Origin of the sequence: Pseudomonas shirazensis (assembly GCF_014268785.2) — a bacterium.
Taxonomy (GTDB): domain Bacteria; phylum Pseudomonadota; class Gammaproteobacteria; order Pseudomonadales; family Pseudomonadaceae; genus Aquipseudomonas; species Aquipseudomonas shirazensis.
Genome location: NZ_JABWRD020000001.1, coordinates 992,350 through 1,009,642 on the forward strand (window position 1 = coordinate 992,350; position 17,293 = coordinate 1,009,642).

Consider the following 17,293-nt stretch of genomic DNA (forward strand, 5'->3'; position numbering starts at 1 on the left):
AATCTGCCTAGGGTAGCCCGCTCTGTTTTTCTGTTTGAGCGTGTTATGACTACCCCGTACAAGCTGCCGGCAACCGTCTACCTGCTGGGTTTGACCATCTTCACCCTGGTCACCGCCGAGTTCATGGTCGCCGGGATGATGCCGGCATTGGCTGATGCCTTCTCCGTCAGCCTGGCCCAGGTCGGCAACCTGATTGCTTTCTATGCATTGGGCATGGCCCTCGGTGGGCCGCCGCTCACAGTGCTGTTGATTTCTCGCGGCATCGGTAACAAGCGGGCGTTGATCGCCTTGTTGGTCGTCTATTTATTGGCCGCCGGGGTGTCCGCCGTGGCGCCGAGCTACACCATCCTGCTGGCGGCGCGGGTGATCATGGGTGTGGCCAGTGCAGCCTGCATCGGCCTGTGCATGACTCTGTGTGCCGGGCTGGTACCGTTGGCCGCGCGGGGCAGGGCGATTGCGGTGGTGCTGGCGGGGCTGATGCTGTCGCCGGTGGCCGGCGTGCCGCTGACCACGGTGATCGAGCAGGTCGCCGGCTGGCGCGCCAGTGCCTGGATGATCGTTGCCCTGGCGCTGCTGTGCACCTTACTGGTCGCACGCCAGCTGCCGCAGGACGTCGCCGGCCAGCAGCCCAGCCTGCGTCGGCAACTGGACGACCTGAAAAGCCGCAGCCTGTGGGGTGCCTACGTCACCAGCGGGCTGATCATCGGTGCGACCTTTGCCGCATTCAGCTACATCACACCGATCTTGATCAACGAAGTCGGCATATCGCCCGCTTACGTCGCACCGCTGCTGGCGCTGTACGGCGTCGCCAACGTGCTTGGCAACCTGTTCATCGGACGTATCGCCGAGCGGCACACCTTCCGCGCCTTGGGTTGGGGGCTGGCGTTGTTGGTGCTGGCCATGGCCGGCTTTGCGCTGGGCGGCGAGCATCGCTGGTTGAATTTGCTGTGCTTTATCCTGATCGGTTTTACCGGCGTGGCGCTCAACCCAGCGATGGTCGCGCGGGTGATGAAGGCCGCCGAGCCGGGCGCGTTGGTCAATACCCTGCACACCTCGGTCATCACCGCTGGTTTGGCCTTTGGCAGTTGGGCGGGGGGCGAGGCGATCGATGCGGGCTTTGGCCTGCGTGCGCCGTTGTGGGTTGGCGCGGCGCTGGCCGGACTGGGCCTGATCAGCCTGGCGCGGCCACTGCTCAATGCCCGCACGCCTGCGGCAAGGCCGTATGCCTGATTGAAGCAGGGCGCAACAGTCAGTACTTTGCGCCAACGTGTTGCTTAGTGACCGCCTTTCATGCGGCGCGCCAGCAGATACAGGCCCAGGCCGACCAACGCGGTCGCGGCGCCGATGTAACCCGTGCTGGTCCAGCCCAGTCCAGCAGTAATCGCCATGCCGCCCAGCCACGGCCCCAGCGCATTGGCCAGGTTGAACGCTGCGTGGTTGGATGCCGCCGCCAGGCTCGGCGCCTCGTGAGCGATGTCCATCAAGCGAATCTGCAGCGGCGCTGCCAGGGCGATCATGCTGCCGACCAGGGCGATGCCGAGCATGACTGACCACAGTGCATGGGCGGCGTAGGTGAAGAACAGCAGCACGCCGATCGACCAGAGCAACACCAGGCCTACCGCACGGAACTGCAGCCGATCAAACAGCTTGCCACCGGCAATGTTGCCGATGATGCCGCCGGCGCCAAATGCCGCCAGGGCAAAGGGGATCATCTGTGCCGAAGTGCCGGTCACCTCGAGCATGGTGGGCGCCAGATAGCTGAACACGCAGAACATCCCGGCAAAGCCGACTGCGGCAATGCCCAGCGCCATCCACACTTGCGGCAAGCGGAACGCCTGCAATTCCTTGCGCGGATCGCTGCGTGCTTCATCGTCACGCTGCGGCACGTAACGCCAAACCAGGGCAATGGTGCATAGCGCGATTACGCCCACCAGCAAGAATGCCGACCGCCAGCCAAAGTACTGCCCCAGCAGGGTGGCCACGGGGTTGCCCAGCAGCATGGCCAGGGTCAGCCCGAGCATCACTCGCGCCACCGCCCCGGCCCGCTGGTTACTCGCGACCATGCTCGAGGCCACCACCGCCGCGATACCAAAATAGGCGCCATGGGGCAGGCCGCTGATAAAGCGGAACGCCACCAGGCCGCCGAATGATGGGGCCAAAGCTGTCGCCAGGTTGCCCGCGGCATACAGCGCCATCAGCAACAGCAGCATGTGCTTGCGCAGCAGCTTGGCGCCGAGAATCGCCAGCGCCGGTGCACCGACTACCACGCCCAGGGCGTAGGCACTGATCGCGTGGCCGACTTGGGGTTCGCTCAGGTGCAGGTTGCTGGCAATGTCGGGCATCAGGCCCATGATCGCGAACTCGCCAGTGCCGATGGCGAAGCTGCCCAGGGCCATGGCGGCCTCCATTCTCGCCACGGTGGCTTTGGAGGCGGTTGGGGAAGGGGCTTGGTGAACTGACATCGGGATCCTTGTTGAAATACGCTGAAACGTTTAACTGTGCAGTTTATGGATGTGAACACGCTCCGTCGAGGCGGTTCATCGCTTGGCCAGGCGATGCTGAAAATGCCTGAGGAGTACAGATGTACTCCGCATTGAAAAAGCTCATCTCAACCAACTTTGCGCCTCTTCCAGAAAATGCATGACTGCCCGTGAGCGCTCGTCCACGCGGGTGATCAACGACAGCTCGCTGTGCATGTCGGCCTGCTCGAGTTCGAGCGTACGGATGCCCGGCATGCTCAGTTGGGTGAGGGTTTGCGGGAGAATGCTGATGCCGATACCTGCTGCAATCAGGCCAGGAATGCTCATCAACGAAGGCACTTGCATGACGTTGGCAGGGTGCAACTGATACTGCCGACACAGCTGCAGTATGTGTGAGGTCAGGCCGATGCCGAGCGGGTCCTCGAGGAAGATGAACTTCTCTTGGCGCAGGCTCGCCAGATCGCCGTTGAATGTATCTGCCAGGGGATGGTTGTCAGGCATCAGCAGGACCAGCCTGGATGTACTGAAGCAGTGGGTGCGCAGGCGGGCGGGCAAATGGTCCTTGAAGATCCGGGCGAAGCCGATGTCGAGCGTGCCTTCCAGCAGTTTGTCGAACTGAGCCTGAATGCGCGCATCGAGCAGGGTCACCTTGACTTCCGGATAGCTGCTGAAATAGTGCCGAATCAACTGGGGCAGATTGGCCTCGAGCAGTGCCGAGTGGTAGCCGATGGTAATTTCACCGATCTCTCCGCGCCGAGCGCGCTTGGCGGCGGCCACGGCCAGCTCACTGGAATGCAGGGCATCCCGCGCATGCGGTAGAAACGCCGCGCCAGCGGCGGTCAGTTCGACGCCGCGATTGGCCCGGCGAAACAGCGTGACGGCCAGCTCGCTCTCCAGCGTCTTGATCAGCTGACTCAAGGCAGGTTGGGCAACCTGCAAGTGCTCGGCGGCCTTGCTGAAGTGCTGAAACTCGGCGGCGCAGACGAACGCGCGCAGATGACGTAGCTCCATGATTCGACCTGTATAAGGCTAGCTTATGAGTTTATCCGGTTTTCGATAATTATCTTGCAGGTAAAAGCGCCTAGAGTCGACTCAGATGCACAACCGTCCGCTACGGGCGCTCGATAACAATAATGATTGAGACACTCATGAAAACGACAGATGCCTCTGCTGCAGACAGTCAGATGTCCAGAAAGGCGGTCACCGCCGCCACCATCGGTACCGCGCTGGAGTGGTTCGACTTCACCCTTTACGGCGCGGTAGCTGCAACGGTCCTGCCCAAGCTGTTCTTCCCGGCCATGGAGCCTACCTCCGGCTTGCTCGCCTCGTTGGCGACCTTTGGCGTCGGGCTGGCGGCGCGGCCACTGGGCGCGATCACCTGCGGCTATCTGGGTGACAAACTCGGCCGGCGCAACCTGATGCTCGCGACCGTCAGCTTGATGGGCCTGGCCTCGGTGCTGATGGGGCTGCTACCGACCTACGCGCAGGTGGGGATCTGGGCGCCGATCATGTTGGTAATCCTGCGCATCATCCAGGGCTTCGCGCTGGGCGGCGAGTCGACTGGCGCGCAGCTGATGGCTCTGGAACATGCACGCTCGGATCGGCGCGGGTTCTATTCAGGGCTACTCGGCTTGTGCTCGCCACTCAGTCAGATACTTGCCAACGGCGCATTGCTTGGCCTGGCCGCGTTGCTCAGTACCGAACAGTTCGAGTCGTTCGGTTGGCGGATACCCTTCCTGATGAGTTTCGTGCTGGTGGTGGTCGCCATCTTCATCCGGCTCAAGGTCAGTGAAACACCTGCCTTCGTTGCCCTGCAAAAGACCCAAACGCCCCATGCGGGCAGCCCGCTGAAAGATGTCCTGAAGACCCACTCACGGACCATTCTGCGCTTGATGCTGTTCTTCTGCTCGCCGGCGGCGTTGTTCTACCTGATCGTCATCTTCAGCCTGAGCTACCTGGTCAAAAACCTCGGCATGAGCCAGTCCATGGGCTTCATGTCACTGATGGTGGCCAACGTCTGCGCCATCTTCGGTGCGCTGGCCGGCGGCTACCTGAGCGATCGTTGGGGGCGCAAGAAGGCCTTGGCGTTTGGCTCCTGCATGACCCTGGCGATCCTGATGGTCTACTTCCCGATGCTCAATACCCAGCAACCGGCAATGATCATGGCGGCGATGGGGCTGTTCCTCGGTTTCACCCAGTTCCAGAGTGGCATCCAGCCCGTCGCCTTTGCCGAAGCGTTCCCGACCAACGTGCGTTACAGCGGTTCGGCCCTGGCCTACACGGGTGCCAACCTGCTGATCGGCGGGCCGATGCCTATCCTCGCCGTGTGGCTGATGAGCCAGACCGGCAATTCACCCTGGCTGCTGGTGGCTATCTGCGCCGCGATCAATCTGGTCTCGCTGGCGATGATTCTGATCGGCCCGGAAACCCGCGGCATCGATCTCGACCAAGCCGACGGCGACGCCACTGTGCAGGCCGCCGCGTCACCCCAGTACCTCAAATAAATGCAGAGTCCGACCATGAATCGTTCAGTCTTTATCCTCAACGGCCCCAACCTGAACATGCTGGGCCGCCGCGAACCCGAAATCTACGGCACGACGACTCTGGCCGAGGTGCAGCACGATTGCGCGCAACTGGCCAACAAACTGGACCTGTCCTGTGAGTTTCGCCAGACCAATCATGAAGGGATCATGGTTGACTGGTTGCAGGAAGCCTTCGAGCGCGAGGCGGCAGTGATCATCAACCCCGCAGGCTTTTCGTTCCATTCCATCCCGGTGCTGGATGCGATGAAGTTGATCAAGGCGCCGTTGCTGGAGGTGCATATTTCCAACATCCATGCACGCGATGAACTGCATCGCCATTCGATTACCTCGACGGTGGCCAATGGCGTGATAGCAGGTCTTGGGGTTGAAGGGTATCAACTGGCGCTGCGAGCGATAGCCCGTCGGCTGGGCTGAGGTCAAGGTCGGCACTTGGCTCTTTAGGGACTGCTGCGCAGCCCCAGTTTTGCCAGCCGACATCAATTCAGAAGAATTAACAATGACCATGAGGCGCTAGCTTAAGGCCAAAGCACTTCCCACCCGCACTCACCAAGCAGGGTAGAATGCGGCTCGATATGAGCGCATTGAAGGTAGTGATCTTGCTTAGCGCAGGCCCGGTAAGTCGTCCGTTGTTCATTGCCTTCGATGGCCCCAAAGGCACGGGTAAAACCACGCTTCTGGAAACCGTGACTCAGGCGTTGCGCGTAGAGGGCAACAAAGTCATCCGCCTGTGCGAGAAAAAAAGTGATCCGTTTCGCGGCCAGACCATGGCGCTGGTCAACCAGGTGGCGCGAACGCCTTGTGCGGACCTTGAGTTGCAAATCTGCCTACGCCTGGCAGACAGCCGCGCCTGGATCTCACAGCACGTCCTGCCCAAGCAGCCCGCCGACAGCATTGTCCTGATCGACCGCTGGTATCCCTCCGATGCTGCCTTTCGCCGTCTGGTGCCGTTTGCGCAGATCCTTCAGCTGAACCTTGAACGTGACGTGCAGGTGCCTGACCTGCACGTTGGCGTCGTCACCGCCCCGCACATTTCATGGGCCAGAGCAGCGGCACGCTCGCGCGGGCTGAACAGTACCGTAATGCACACGCTGCAAGAGCATGTCGCCTCCAGCGAAGCATTTGAGCAAGCGATTGCCGAGCACGGCTGGGTGTTGTGCCGTAACGAGGCAACCGTCGAGGAGGCGACGATGCAGGTGGTTGCTGCTATCCGCAGCATCGTGGTTGACGTCAACGCTAGTAGTTGAATGTATAACGCACGATGAAGCGGTTTTCGTTGGCACTGTCGGCGTAGGTGGAGCGGTTGGTGGAGTCGCGCCATTGCAGCGAAACGCCTTTGATCGGGCCGCTCTGTACCACGTAGGTGAGGTCGGTCATGCGCTCCCACTCCTTGCCGTCAGCGCCTTCAGCGCGCAGTGCGGCAGCCTGACGCGTGGTGAGCAACGTGGGGTCTACCTCTTCGCCTTTGGCGTATTTCAGGCCAAGTGTCAGGCCGGGGATGCCCAGGGCCACGAAGTTGTAGTCATAGCGGGCGAACCAGACTTGCTCTTGCGCCGCCGTGAACGTGCTGACCAGCGACTCGGCAAACAGATAGGTGTCGGCGCCATTGACCATCGCAAAGGACGTGTCCCCCCAGGCTCGCTGAAAACCGCCGCCCAAGGTGTGGCCGCCGAGACTGTAGGCGAAATAGCTGCTGAGCGTGCGGTTGTCGACATTGCCCAAGGCCTGATCACCGCTGTCTTTGGCAGCGAAATAGCGGATGTCGCTGATGAGCGCGCCGCTCGACAGCGGCTGGTTGAGCTTCAAGCCAAAGTACTGGCTCCGATACAGGTCTTCCAGCTCGGCGACATGGTAACTGAGGGTCAGGCTTGGCAAGACCTTGTAGTCCAGTGCGAGGTAGTTGAAGTGATCGGCCATGACCGGTCGGTAACCGAACGCGCTGAGCGATTCGAAATCGGTGGAGTTGCGTTGCTTGACTGCGTTGATGCGGTAGGCAGACACGGTTACCGGCTCAAGGTCGGTGGAAACCAGCGAGCCACCCCTGAACACTTGTGGCAGCAGCCGGCTGTTGTTGCTCCACAACAAAGGCATCAGTGGGCTGATGCCGCCGACGCGCAGCTCTGTTTTGGCCAGCCGCGCTTTGGCAGTGAGGGTGATCTTGCCGTATTCGTCCTGCACGTTGCGTTGCGAGTCAAAAGCGAGGATCCCCGAACCGGTGCGATCCGGGCTCGAGTCCAGCTTGACCCCAAGCAAACCCAGAGCGTCCATCCCGAAGCCTACTGTTCCCTGGGTGAAGCCCGATTGCAGACTGAGGATAAAGCCTTGCCCCCACTCATCTCGCTTGGACTGAGCCGCGCCGTCATTGCGAAAGTCGCGATTGTAGTAAAAGTTACGTAGCTCCAGACTGCCCTTGCCATCCTTGAAGAAGTCGGCTGAGGCAAATGGGGTTGGCAGTGAAACCGCCAGGGCTATGCTTAGTTGGGTTGTGGCTTTGAGCATGACAGGCACCTTTGTTTTTATTGTGTGCGTGGCAACGTGCCGCCCGGGGAGGGCGGCAATGAATTGAACGTGTGTATGACGCTGGGGGTGTCGCGCAGTTGATCAGCAGCTGGAGGCAAGCCGCACAATGGCTTCGCGGCTACCGGCACGTTCGCGCAGGACGAACTTCTGAATTTTGCCGGTGGCGGTTTTTGGCAGTTCTTCGAAGATGATGCGCCGCGGGCATTTGTACCTGGCCAGTCGCGTCATGCAGTACGCTATGAGCGCTTCTTCAGTGGGCGCGGCCGTGCCAGGTTTCAGCTCAATGAACGCGCAGGGCACTTCGCCCCATTTATCATCCGCTTGCGCGACAACAGCTGCATGCAGGACGGCTGGATGGCTATGCAGTGCTTCCTCGATCTCGATAGACGAGATGTTCTCGCCACCCGAAATGATCACATCCTTGCAGCGGTCGGTGATCTGGATGTAGCCATTTTCATGCATCACCGCCACGTCTCCGGTGTGGAACCAGCCGCTAGCAAACGCTTTTTGGGTAGCGGCCGGGTTCTTGAAGTAGCCCATCATGTTGGTATTGCCGCGCAGCAGCAGTTCGCCGCTGGTCAATCCATCACGCGGTACCGGCTGGAGGGTTTCCGGGTCTGCCACCATAAGGTCCTCGAACGCAGCCGCCCGTGCGCCCTGACGCACCCTCAGTGCAGATTGTTCGTTGTCTGGCAGACCGTTCCACTGTTCCTGCCAGACGCAGCTGAGCGGCGTGCCGCAGACTTCGGTGATGCCATAGACATGATCCACCTCAAAGCCGAGTGCCGTTACTGCTTTGAGCACAGCGGCCGGCGGTGGCGAACCTGCTGTGAGTACCCGCACAGGCTTGTCCAACGGCGGCCGGTGGGTGGCGCTGGCGATCATCGCCAGCACGATCGGCGCCGCACAGAAGTGGTCAATGGCGTGATTATCGACAGCGTCAAAGACAGTCTCTGCCGAGACTTTGCGCAGGCACACGTGAGTCCCCGCAGCAGCGGTGATGGCCCAGGTGAAACACCAGCCATTGGCATGGAACATTGGCAGTGTCCACAGATAGCGAGGCGCACGCGGGAGCGGCCAGTTGGTCATCTGCAGCAGGCTCATCAGGTAGGTGCTGCGGTGACTGATCACCACGCCCTTGGGATCTCCGGTGGTTCCCGAAGTGTAATTTAGCGCAATCGGTTGCCACTCATCTTCGGGCCAGACCCCAGCGAAGTCAGGCTCGCCCTGGGCCATCAACGTCTCGTAATCACAGCAGCCGATCGCCGGCCCGAGCGCGGCCTGGTGATCATTGATGTCGATCACCAGCGGGCGCTGTTCGAGCAGCTCCAGCGCGGCAGCAGCAAGCTGCGCATATTCGCGATCAACCAGCACCAGCTTGCAGTCGCCATGCCTGAGGATGAACGCAATGCCCTCGGCGTCCAGGCGATAATTGATGCTGTTCAATACCGCGCCAGCCAGTGGCACAGCGAAGTGGGCTTCGAGCATCGCCGGGGTATTGGGCGAGATGATCGAGACCGTATCGCCACGGCCCAGCCCGCGCTGCGACAGCGCACTGGCAAGTCGATAGCAGCGGTCTCGGGTCTCCTGCCAGGAGCGCTGCAGGTCGCCGTGGACGACAGCCACGCGCTGCGGATGAACCAGCGCAGCACGATCGAGGAACCCTAGCGGGGTAAGTGGCAAATGGTTTGCGGGCGTGCGCTCCAGGCCGCTTTCATAGGCGTCAGAAGTCATCGGCTTGTCTCCTTGTTGTTGTTATGAAACGTGGTGAAGGCGCTAACCGGTTCGCGGTCGGTGACCAGACTGTTTTCGACGCAGCTTTCATCGGCATAGCCGAGGCTCATGCCACACACCAGCATTTGCTCTGCGGGGATACCGAGCACTTCTGCAATGACCTCGTGGTACTTGAGGAACGCTGCTTGGGGGCAGGTATCCAGGCCGCGGCCGCGGGCTGCGATCATCACGCTCTGCAGGAACATGCCGTAATCAAGCAGGCTGCCCTCCTGCAGCACCCGGTCAATGGTGAACAGCAAACCCACCGGCGCATCGAAGAAGCGATAATTGCGGCCGTGCTGCTGATGCATGCGTTGTTTCTCGCCTTTGCTGATGCCCAGCAGGCCGTAGAGCTCCCAGCCCACTTGCCGGCGGCGATCGATGTAGGGCGTTGTCCACTCACGGGGGTAGTATTCGTAGCTGTCCTGCAAGCTCGCGCTGATTGCCGGATCGTCATCGATCGCCGCGATAGCCTGGGAAAGGCGCTGCTTGATTTCCCCGGTCACCACATGTACCCGCCACGGCTGCATGTTCACGCCGGTGGCACAGAAGCGGGCGACATTGAGGATTGCCTCGACATCTCCCTGGGCGACCTCGTCAGGCAGAAACGCGCGGATGCTTCGCCTCGAGGTGATCGCCCAGTCGACCGTGTTGCTGAGGATTTCTGATGCAAGCATGGGCAGCGACAAGCGATTCGTGTTCATTGTGTACAGGCTCTTGAAAGGCTATCGGGTGGCTCTTGCAGCTTCATTCGGCGGAAAGTGCAGGCGCTTTCTTTGCGTGCGTGGAGTCGGCGTGAGACTGGTTGATCAAGGTCACCGCCAACGCACCCAACAGCCCGGCCAGGCTGATAGCCATGAAGTTGTGTTCAAGTGGCAAGCTCAGCGACACCAGCCAGCCAATCAGGACTGGCGCAACGATCGCACCGATGCGGCCCACGCCTGATGCAAAGCCGACCCCAGCCGAGCGGATGGTCGATGGATAGAAGTCACCGGCATAGGCATAGGCCAGCAACTGGGTACCCAGCGTCGAGGCGCCAACGATGAAGACCACGGCGTAGAGGAGGGAAACCGAGCGGGTGAAGCCCATCAGTGTCAGGGCGATGGCGCCGACAATGTAGAAGCTGACCAGCACATACTTGATGTTGAACTTGTCGCTGAGCCAGCCGCCGCCCAGCGCCCCGGCGATGGCACCGACGTTGAACACGATGACGAAATTGAGCGCCGAGCCCAGGCTGAAGCCAGCCATGGCCATCAGCTTGGTCAACCAGGAGTTGAGCGCGTAGACCATGAACAAGCCGGTCATGAACGCTGCCCAGATCATCACTGTGCTGAAGCCACGCCCGTCCTTGAACAGGTTGCGCACCGGAGCGTCCTGTTTGCCCAGCACCGCCGGATTGCCGGTCATCTGCGTCTGGTTGGTGATCTGCAAGCCTGGATCGATGCGCAGCGCAATCTCGCGCAGTTGATCCTGGCGACCTTCTTTGAGCATGTAACCGATGGAGTCCGGCATGGTCTTGAGGATGAACGGGATCAACAGGACCGGCAGTGCGGCGACGTAGAATACCCACTGCCAGCCGTGGCTCTCGATCAGTTGCTTGGAGGTGACCGCAACCAGGATGCCGCCCACCGAGTACCCTGCGAACACCAGCGTGACCAGGCGAGTACGCAGCTTCAGAGGGGCGAATTCGCCCATTTGTGCGGTGCAGACTGGTAGCACCCCACCGATCCCCAGGCCAGCGATGAAGCGCATGATGCTGAAACTGACCGGGTCGCTGGTGAAGCCCGCACCGGCGGTGAACAGGCTGAACAACGCGACACAGATCGCGATCATTTTCGGACGGCCGATGCGATCGGCCAGGGTGCCGAGGAAGATCGCCCCGAGCATGGTGCCGAACAGCGCGGAGCCGGCCATGACGCCGGCACTGGTGGGGTCGATCTGCATGTCCTGCATGATCGCTGGCAGCGCGGCGCCGACGATGGCGAGGTCGTAGCCATCGATTATCAGAATCAGTACGCACCAAAACAGTATCAGCCGGTGAAACCGATTGAATTTCGAAGCGCTGGCCAGCGCATACATGTTAACTGTCTGCATTTGTGTCTCCTTCCATCTTGTTTTTGTATGTGAAGTGCACATCGTTCAGGGCGACAGCGGCGCTGGTCACTGCGCGCCAGCGGGCACCGGGCCGGCATTGGCTGCGCCGTCCAGCACGGTCTGCCTGAGTCGCTATCGTAGGTGCACCTGTGATGCTGGCCCATGCCCGCAGACGTCGTTGTGAGTGACCGTTCTGGGCAGTCTTCAGCGAGGGTTCAGAGGATTTTGCAGGCCGGCTTTTGGCAAGGGCGCCCTCAGGCGCCGCGCCTCAGCGCAGAGGTCGGTGTGGGCAGGCTGTGGCAGGGGAGGTAGCTGAGCCGTGCGGTTCAGCCGTCGGCAGGTTCCAGGCTGGAACGGCGATAGGCGCCAGGGCTGACCCCTGTCCATTTCTTGAAGGCCCGGTGAAATGCACTGGTTTCCTGAAAGCCCGTCTGCGCCGCAACTTCGCTCACCGTCAGGTCGGCCCGGCTGAGCAGGTCGATCGCCATGTCGCGGCGCAGGTTGTCTTTCAAGCGTTGGTAGCTGAGCCCTTCGGCCTGCATACGGCGCTGGAAGGTCGAGGAGGACATGCCCAGCAACTGCGCGAGGCTGTCGAGTTCCGGCCAATCTTCAGGGCTGAGTGTTCTCAGCCGTTGGCGAATCCTGCTGCTGAGACTTGCCTCGTTACGATACTGGACCAGCAGGCTGCCAGGCGAATCTTTCATGAACGCAGCGAGCGCCGCGGGCGTCTGCACGACCTTGAGTGCAAGATAACTGCGCTTTATGCGCACCGATGAAACAGGCGCAGTGAACTCGATGTTCTCGCAGAAACGGATGCGATAGTCGCTGCTGTCGGCCGGCTTTGCCGGGCGCAGGGTCAAGGCCTTGATCGGGATGCGCCGGTTGCCCAGCCAGCACAGCAGCCCGTGCACCAGGATCAGCCAGGTGCCGTAGCAGAACAACCGACGTTCTACGCCATGGTCATGCATGATGATCACGGCGTTGTCGTCCTCGTAGACCAGTTCACCGTAGATGTCATTGAGGACTACGCGTAGAAACGCCAGGATTCGGCGCAGGGCTTGCTCGAGTGTTTCACAGCCAAGCGTGGCCTGGCACATCAGCTTGAAACCACCTCGACGCAGTGGATGACTGTCGATCGCGAAGAACTCGTCATCCAGCAGGTCAGCCAGCTCGATCCACAATCTGGAAAAGCTCGCGGCAGTCACACGCGCCTGCGGCGCAGTCAGCAACTCGCGATCAATGCGCGCCTTGAGCAAAACAGGCGAGACGTCGATACCGCGCTGGATCGCGCCATATAACGCCTCGTTGACCAGGCTTATCGACGTGGTCCCTTTGTCAGGGTTGAGCACCATTGGTTCTCCATTGAGCAGGGTTGACGCTGACCGACTGCTGAAGCTGCCACGGCGCTGGACAACCGTCCAGAGGGTCATAGGGGTAACGCCGCTATTGTTGTATTAATCTCATCCGTGCATCTATCGCCTGGGGGGTAGTTGCTGCGCCGGGCGTGCTTCAGCTTTAGCGCGACCGCAGCCTGGTCACGGTAACCGTGAATATCTGCTGAAATAAACGGTCTGCTTTACGCATGCGCGCGACTCGACGGATAGGGCAGACTGCATAACGTTCTCAACTCAGGCAGGCAACAAGTGCCGAACCAACCACGTCGGGTGTCCACTGATGGAAGTGGCAACTGAAAACTCCTGTAAGCGCCTAGGTGCCGTGCGAATTCTGCCTCAGCGAAGGGGCCATCTCAATGCGCTATAACGCCGGTTGGCCTCAGGCGCGCTCAATGATCGCGGTACTCGCCGCTGGCCTGATCACGGCTGGGCTCGCCAGTATCATCCAGACGCAGGTGGTACTCAGCGAGCTGATCGACTTGGGGGCGCCGATCACGATGCTGGTAAGGATACGCACGACCCTGGCGGACTTGATGACTTTTGCGCCGGTCATGATGGCTATTGCAGTGGCAACGCTTACCCCGGCGTTGTTGCTGGCGCATTGGCTATTGCGCAAGGTGACAGCCGTGCCAGGTGCGGTGGTTTTCGCTGCTGCTTGCGTATGCGCGCTGTGGACGGTGCTCTGGCTGATGCGCTCGGTCATACCGATGCCGCCTATACCCGGCAGCAGAACGCTGCTTGGCCAGGTGTTGATGTCTTCGCCAGGGATTGTCGCGGGATTGCTGTATGCCCATCTGACCTCGCCGAGGCGTATTGACGAAGGCGGCCGGCCACTGACCGTAGTCGCACTGATAGGTATTCCGACTCTTCTGTTTTTTGTCACCGCACCTGCCAGCGTCGAGCCACCTGCTGGCGTGGATGCGGCTAGCTACAAGGTGCAGACAGTGGCCAGTGGGTTGCAGCAGCCGTGGTCGGTTGCACCACTGCCGGATGGCCGCGCATTGGTGACGGAGATGGCAGGGCGGCTGCTGGCCGTGAGCGGCGACGGTTCAATTGCACAGATAAGCCTTGATGGGCTGCCGTTGTTGTTCCAGCAAGGATCGATTACTGGCTTGATGGATGTCGTACTGGATCCGCAGTTCGAGCACAATGGCGTGCTGTACCTGACCATGGGTTACGGCGAGGCGGGCGCCAATGGCACACAGCTGGTGCGGGCCAGACTGGTTGGCAATGCGCTGGATGATGTCCGCGTGCTGTTCAAATCGACACTCAAGCCCAGCGCTGGCAACAACGGCGGACGTCTGGCATTTCTCGCCGATGAGACCCTGGTGCTGACCGTAGGCGATGGCAGCACGCGCCGCGAAGAGGCGCAAAACCGGGGCAATTCGCTGGGCAGCGTGGTCAGGCTCGACCGCGATGGCCGGCCACCGGCGGACAATCCCTTCATCGGTCAGGCAGGCACCGCTGCCGAGCTCTACAGCCTGGGCCATCGCAACCCGCAGGGCATCGCGGTCGATCCTGCAACCGGCGAGTTGCTGCTCAGCGAACACGGCCCCCGCGGTGGTGACGAGATCAATCAGATAGTGCCGGGCGGCAACTATGGCTGGCCCATCGTTACCGGCGGAGTTGACTATCCGTTTGCGCAGGTAACACCACTACGTCAGCTGGCGGGCTATCAAGATCCAGTCGTGCAGTGGACACCATCGATCGCACCGGCCGGCCTTGCCGTCTATCGCGGCACGATGTTCCCAGACTGGCGTGGCAATTTGCTGGTACCTGCGCTCAAGGAACGGGCGGTGCGTCGAGTATTGCGCAACGGCCGCCAAGTGGTCGGGCAGCAACTGCTGCTGGCAGACCTGAAGGAGCGGATGCGCGATGTGAAGGTTGCACCGGACGGTTCAATCTACGTCCTCACCGACGGGCCTGACGCCAGTCTATTGCGCATCGTCGAACCATGAGCCGGATCAATCGGCCATGAACTCACGCGGCGGCGGCTGCAGATCGGCCAGCAGATTCTTCAGACCATCGCTCCATTGCCGGCGAATATGGCTGTAGTACGGGTCATCCTGATGGATGCGCACCGGCGCCTTAGCGGCAAAGCTGTCCTTGGCATACACCAGCAGATCCAGCGGCATGCCAACTGACAGATTGCTGCGGATGGTCGAGTCGAACGAAATCAGGCCGCAGCGCAGGGCCTCGTCCAAAGGGGTGTGGTAGGTCAGGTTGCGATCAAGAATCGGCCGGCCGTACTTGCTCTCGCCAAGCTGCAGAAACGGCGTGTCCTGGGTGGCCTGGAAGAAGTTTCCCTGGGCGTAGACGTTATAGATGCCCATCTCGGCGCCGGCGATCTGTCCGCCGACCATGATCGTGCAGCTCAGGTCGATCAGTGCGGTCAGCTTGCTGCGGTCGCGGCTCATGACTTCGCGCAGCGTATCGGCAACCAGCACCGTGGCGTCGTACAGCGAGGTGACATTCAGCATGTGGGTGCCGCTGCCTCGGCTACGCTGTTCGAGCAGGCTGACCACCGATTGCGAAGTGGCCAGGTTGCCTGCGGTCTGCAACACGATCAGGCGTTCACCTGGCGCGCTGAAGACGAACAACTTGCGAAAAGTGGAGATCTGGTCGATGCCTGCGTTGGTGCGTGAGTCGCAGATGAACACCAGTCCGTCTGCCACGTGCATGGCGACGCAATAGGTCATGCTGGTTACCTTGTGCTGTGGGAATAGAGGCCCCGTCCTGGCGAACCTGACGGGGCTTTGCTGCTACTGGCGATGGACGTGAACGCTGGCCTGCATCGACTCGGTGCCGCCACCGCGGCGTACACCGCGGACCGGGCAGGCATCCAGGTAGTCGAGGCCGACTGCCAGTTTCAGGTGGCGCTCGGGGCGGGTGATGCGGTTGGTCACATCGAAGCTGTACCAGGCGTCATCGATCCAGGCTTCGGCCCAGGCGTGGCTGGCCAGGTGGGTTTCGTCCTCGGTGCACAGATAGCCGGACACATAGCGCGCCGGAACGCCCAAACTGCGGGCGCAGGCGAGAAAGGCGTGGGTGTGGTCCTGGCATACACCGGCACCGCCGTTGAAGGCTTCGATGGCGGTAGTGACTACCGAGGTTGTTCCCGGGCTGTACGGCATCTGGTCGGCTAGGCCCTGCATCAGTGCGGTCAGGGCTGCGCGGTCACGGTGTTCGCCGCAATGCTCAATGGCAAAGGCCTTGAGCGTGTCATCGGCCTGGGTCAGGTGGCTGGTGCGCAAGAACGGCAGGGGCGACTGCTCGCCGGCTTCCTGCTCGCATTCGGAGTCGATTTCGACTTGGCCGCTGGCGGTCAGGGCCAGGTGCCCGTGGGGTTTGTCCAGCGTCAGCACATGCAGGATGTTGCCGTAGGGATCGATCTGGCTGTTGACCTTGCGCGGCAGCTCCAGCTGCCAGTCGAGGATACGCTGGCGCTCGCTGCTGCGCGGGGTCAGGCGCAGCAGCTGGATGCTGTTGCTGACATCGCTGGCGTAGCTGTAGGTGGTGTCGTGACGGATAGACAGTTTCATACGACCTCCAGGTAGGAATTGTGCACGCTCTGCCCCAACTGGTGGATACGGCCGATGAAATCGGTCAGCCACAGGTGCAGGCCGGCGTCGAGGATTTCGTCGATGCCGGTGTAGCGCAGGCGCGCATTGAGTTCGGCGGCCATGCGCTGGGCCGCGCGACCGGTGTTGCCCGGCAAGCCGGCGAGGATCTGGTCTAGCTCGTCGATACAGGAATGCAGCGAGCGCGGTACGTCGACCCGCAACAACAACAGCTCCGACACCGGCCGTGCGCTGGGCGCGTTACGGTAGATCTCGTTGAACGCCTCATAAGAGGTCAGGGCGCGCAGCAGGGCGCTCCACTGGTAATAGCCGCGGGCCGAGTCGTCGCTGACTTCTTCGGAGGTTTCGCCGAACATTTCATAACGCGCATCGAGCAGGCGCAGGGTGTTGTCGGCACGCTCGAGAAAGGTTCCCAGGCGGATGAAGCTGTAAGCATCGTTGCGCATGATGGTGCCGGAGGTGGCGCCGCGGAACAGGTGCGAACGCTCCTTGACCCAGTCACAGAACTGGCTGATGCCATAGCGGCCGAGGCCGTTGCTGGCGATGTTGCGCATCTCGATCCAGGTGGCGTTGATGTTTTCCCACATGTCAGCGGTGATGCGTCCGCGCACGGCGTGGGCATTGGTCCGCGCTGCCTGTAGGCAGCAATAGATGCTGCTGGGGTTTTCCGCATCGAGGGCGAAGAAGTGCAGCATGCGCTCGGAGTCGAGCTCGGTGTGCTTGCGCAGGTAGTCATCGAGGGTGCCCGAGGCCAGCAGCGACATGGCCAGTTCAGCGTGGCCATCGGAGCGGCCGGCCTGGGGCATCAACGACAGTGAATAGCTGACTTCAAGCATGCGCGCGAGGTTTTCGGCGCGCTCCAGGTAGCGCGACATCCAGTACAGATCGGAAGCGGTTCTTGAGAGCATCGG

At 61.3% G+C, this 17,293-nt stretch carries 15 protein-coding genes; 5 read left to right on the forward strand and 10 right to left on the reverse strand.

Going from position 1 to position 17,293, the window contains the following annotated elements; all coding sequences use genetic code 11:
• Positions 1-45 precede the first annotated feature (45 nt).
• Positions 46-1,230, forward strand: coding sequence for an MFS transporter (locus tag HU736_RS04270; protein WP_103437276.1), 1,185 nt, complete (start codon positions 46-48; stop codon positions 1,228-1,230).
• Between the two features lie 44 nt (positions 1,231-1,274).
• On the opposite strand, the gene HU736_RS04275 is transcribed toward HU736_RS04270, so the two are convergent.
• On the reverse strand, positions 1,275-2,408 hold the full coding sequence (locus tag HU736_RS04275) for an MFS transporter (RefSeq protein WP_411563200.1): 1,134 nt from the start codon (positions 2,406-2,408) through the stop codon (positions 1,275-1,277).
• Positions 2,409-2,603: 195 nt separating this feature from the next.
• Positions 2,604-3,491: a LysR family transcriptional regulator gene (locus HU736_RS04280; RefSeq protein ID WP_186698183.1), complete on the reverse strand. Its 888-nt coding sequence runs from the start codon at positions 3,489-3,491 to the stop codon at positions 2,604-2,606.
• 137 nt (positions 3,492-3,628) lie between these two features.
• Here HU736_RS04280 and HU736_RS04285 point away from each other — a divergent pair, with 137 nt between their 5' ends.
• From HU736_RS04285 to HU736_RS04295, 3 genes are all read left to right on the forward strand, one after another.
• On the forward strand, positions 3,629-4,984 hold the full coding sequence (locus HU736_RS04285; protein WP_186698180.1) for an MFS transporter: 1,356 nt from the start codon (positions 3,629-3,631) through the stop codon (positions 4,982-4,984).
• Between the two features lie 15 nt (positions 4,985-4,999).
• On the forward strand, positions 5,000-5,437 hold the full coding sequence (gene aroQ, locus HU736_RS04290; RefSeq protein WP_186698178.1) for a type II 3-dehydroquinate dehydratase: 438 nt from the start codon (positions 5,000-5,002) through the stop codon (positions 5,435-5,437).
• 158 nt (positions 5,438-5,595) lie between these two features.
• On the forward strand, positions 5,596-6,267 hold the full coding sequence (locus HU736_RS04295; RefSeq protein ID WP_186698175.1) for a dTMP kinase: 672 nt from the start codon (positions 5,596-5,598) through the stop codon (positions 6,265-6,267).
• Here HU736_RS04295 and HU736_RS04300 read toward each other — a convergent pair.
• The 5 genes from HU736_RS04300 to HU736_RS04320 all read right to left on the reverse strand — a co-directional run bounded on the left by HU736_RS04300 (position 6,257) and on the right by HU736_RS04320 (position 12,759).
• Positions 6,257-7,519: an OprD family porin gene (locus HU736_RS04300; protein WP_186698173.1), complete on the reverse strand. Its 1,263-nt coding sequence runs from the start codon at positions 7,517-7,519 to the stop codon at positions 6,257-6,259. The two genes, HU736_RS04295 and HU736_RS04300, sit on opposite strands and share 11 nt — an antisense overlap.
• Before the next feature lie 102 nt (positions 7,520-7,621).
• Positions 7,622-9,274 carry an AMP-binding protein gene (locus tag HU736_RS04305; protein ID WP_186698171.1) on the reverse strand — a complete coding sequence of 551 codons (1,653 nt, stop codon included), beginning with the start codon at positions 9,272-9,274 and terminating at the stop codon, positions 7,622-7,624.
• Positions 9,271-10,017 (reverse strand): nitroreductase, encoded by a 747-nt coding sequence (locus HU736_RS04310; RefSeq protein WP_186698169.1) that lies wholly within the window; start codon positions 10,015-10,017, stop codon positions 9,271-9,273. The genes HU736_RS04305 and HU736_RS04310 overlap by 4 nt, the downstream gene beginning before the upstream one ends.
• 43 nt (positions 10,018-10,060) lie before the next feature.
• Positions 10,061-11,407 (reverse strand): MFS transporter, encoded by a 1,347-nt coding sequence (locus HU736_RS04315; RefSeq protein WP_186698167.1) that lies wholly within the window; start codon positions 11,405-11,407, stop codon positions 10,061-10,063.
• Positions 11,408-11,733: 326 nt separating this feature from the next.
• Positions 11,734-12,759 carry an AraC family transcriptional regulator gene (locus tag HU736_RS04320; RefSeq protein ID WP_186698165.1) on the reverse strand — a complete coding sequence of 342 codons (1,026 nt, stop codon included), beginning with the start codon at positions 12,757-12,759 and terminating at the stop codon, positions 11,734-11,736.
• 434 nt (positions 12,760-13,193) lie between these two features.
• Between HU736_RS04320 and HU736_RS04325 the strand changes: the two genes are divergently transcribed.
• Complete coding sequence (locus HU736_RS04325) at positions 13,194-14,759, forward strand: PQQ-dependent sugar dehydrogenase (RefSeq protein ID WP_225912969.1); 1,566 nt, start codon at positions 13,194-13,196, stop codon at positions 14,757-14,759.
• Between the two features lie 6 nt (positions 14,760-14,765).
• On the opposite strand, the gene HU736_RS04330 is transcribed toward HU736_RS04325, so the two are convergent.
• From HU736_RS04330 to HU736_RS04340, 3 genes are all read right to left on the reverse strand, one after another.
• Positions 14,766-15,500: a proteasome-type protease gene (locus HU736_RS04330; protein WP_186698160.1), complete on the reverse strand. Its 735-nt coding sequence runs from the start codon at positions 15,498-15,500 to the stop codon at positions 14,766-14,768.
• Positions 15,501-15,563: 63 nt separating this feature from the next.
• A complete protein-coding gene (locus HU736_RS04335) occupies positions 15,564-16,343 on the reverse strand; it encodes a transglutaminase family protein (RefSeq protein WP_103437280.1) in 780 nt (259 codons plus the stop codon).
• Complete coding sequence (locus tag HU736_RS04340) at positions 16,340-17,290, reverse strand: alpha-E domain-containing protein (protein WP_101319263.1); 951 nt, start codon at positions 17,288-17,290, stop codon at positions 16,340-16,342. The genes HU736_RS04335 and HU736_RS04340 overlap by 4 nt, the downstream gene beginning before the upstream one ends.
• Positions 17,291-17,293: the final 3 nt, after the last annotated feature.

What these genes read in the sequence shown, in the direction of transcription:
- HU736_RS04340 (WP_101319263.1), bottom strand. Translation starts at nt 17,290, where the DNA reads ATGCTCTCAAGAACCGCTTCCGATCTGTACTGGATGTCGCGCTACCTG.
- HU736_RS04285 (WP_186698180.1), top strand. Translation starts at nt 3,629, where the DNA reads ATGAAAACGACAGATGCCTCTGCTGCAGACAGTCAGATGTCCAGAAAG.
- HU736_RS04305 (WP_186698171.1), bottom strand. Translation starts at nt 9,274, where the DNA reads ATGACTTCTGACGCCTATGAAAGCGGCCTGGAGCGCACGCCCGCAAAC.
- HU736_RS04320 (WP_186698165.1), bottom strand. Translation starts at nt 12,759, where the DNA reads ATGGTGCTCAACCCTGACAAAGGGACCACGTCGATAAGCCTGGTCAAC.
- HU736_RS04325 (WP_225912969.1), top strand. Translation starts at nt 13,194, where the DNA reads ATGATCGCGGTACTCGCCGCTGGCCTGATCACGGCTGGGCTCGCCAGT.
- aroQ (WP_186698178.1), top strand. Translation starts at nt 5,000, where the DNA reads ATGAATCGTTCAGTCTTTATCCTCAACGGCCCCAACCTGAACATGCTG.
- HU736_RS04275 (WP_411563200.1), bottom strand. Translation starts at nt 2,408, where the DNA reads ATGGAGGCCGCCATGGCCCTGGGCAGCTTCGCCATCGGCACTGGCGAG.
- HU736_RS04310 (WP_186698169.1), bottom strand. Translation starts at nt 10,017, where the DNA reads ATGAACACGAATCGCTTGTCGCTGCCCATGCTTGCATCAGAAATCCTC.
- HU736_RS04330 (WP_186698160.1), bottom strand. Translation starts at nt 15,500, where the DNA reads ATGACCTATTGCGTCGCCATGCACGTGGCAGACGGACTGGTGTTCATC.
- HU736_RS04300 (WP_186698173.1), bottom strand. Translation starts at nt 7,519, where the DNA reads ATGCTCAAAGCCACAACCCAACTAAGCATAGCCCTGGCGGTTTCACTG.
- HU736_RS04335 (WP_103437280.1), bottom strand. Translation starts at nt 16,343, where the DNA reads ATGAAACTGTCTATCCGTCACGACACCACCTACAGCTACGCCAGCGAT.
- HU736_RS04270 (WP_103437276.1), top strand. Translation starts at nt 46, where the DNA reads ATGACTACCCCGTACAAGCTGCCGGCAACCGTCTACCTGCTGGGTTTG.
- HU736_RS04295 (WP_186698175.1), top strand. Translation starts at nt 5,596, where the DNA reads ATGAGCGCATTGAAGGTAGTGATCTTGCTTAGCGCAGGCCCGGTAAGT.
- HU736_RS04315 (WP_186698167.1), bottom strand. Translation starts at nt 11,407, where the DNA reads ATGCAGACAGTTAACATGTATGCGCTGGCCAGCGCTTCGAAATTCAAT.
- HU736_RS04280 (WP_186698183.1), bottom strand. Translation starts at nt 3,491, where the DNA reads ATGGAGCTACGTCATCTGCGCGCGTTCGTCTGCGCCGCCGAGTTTCAG.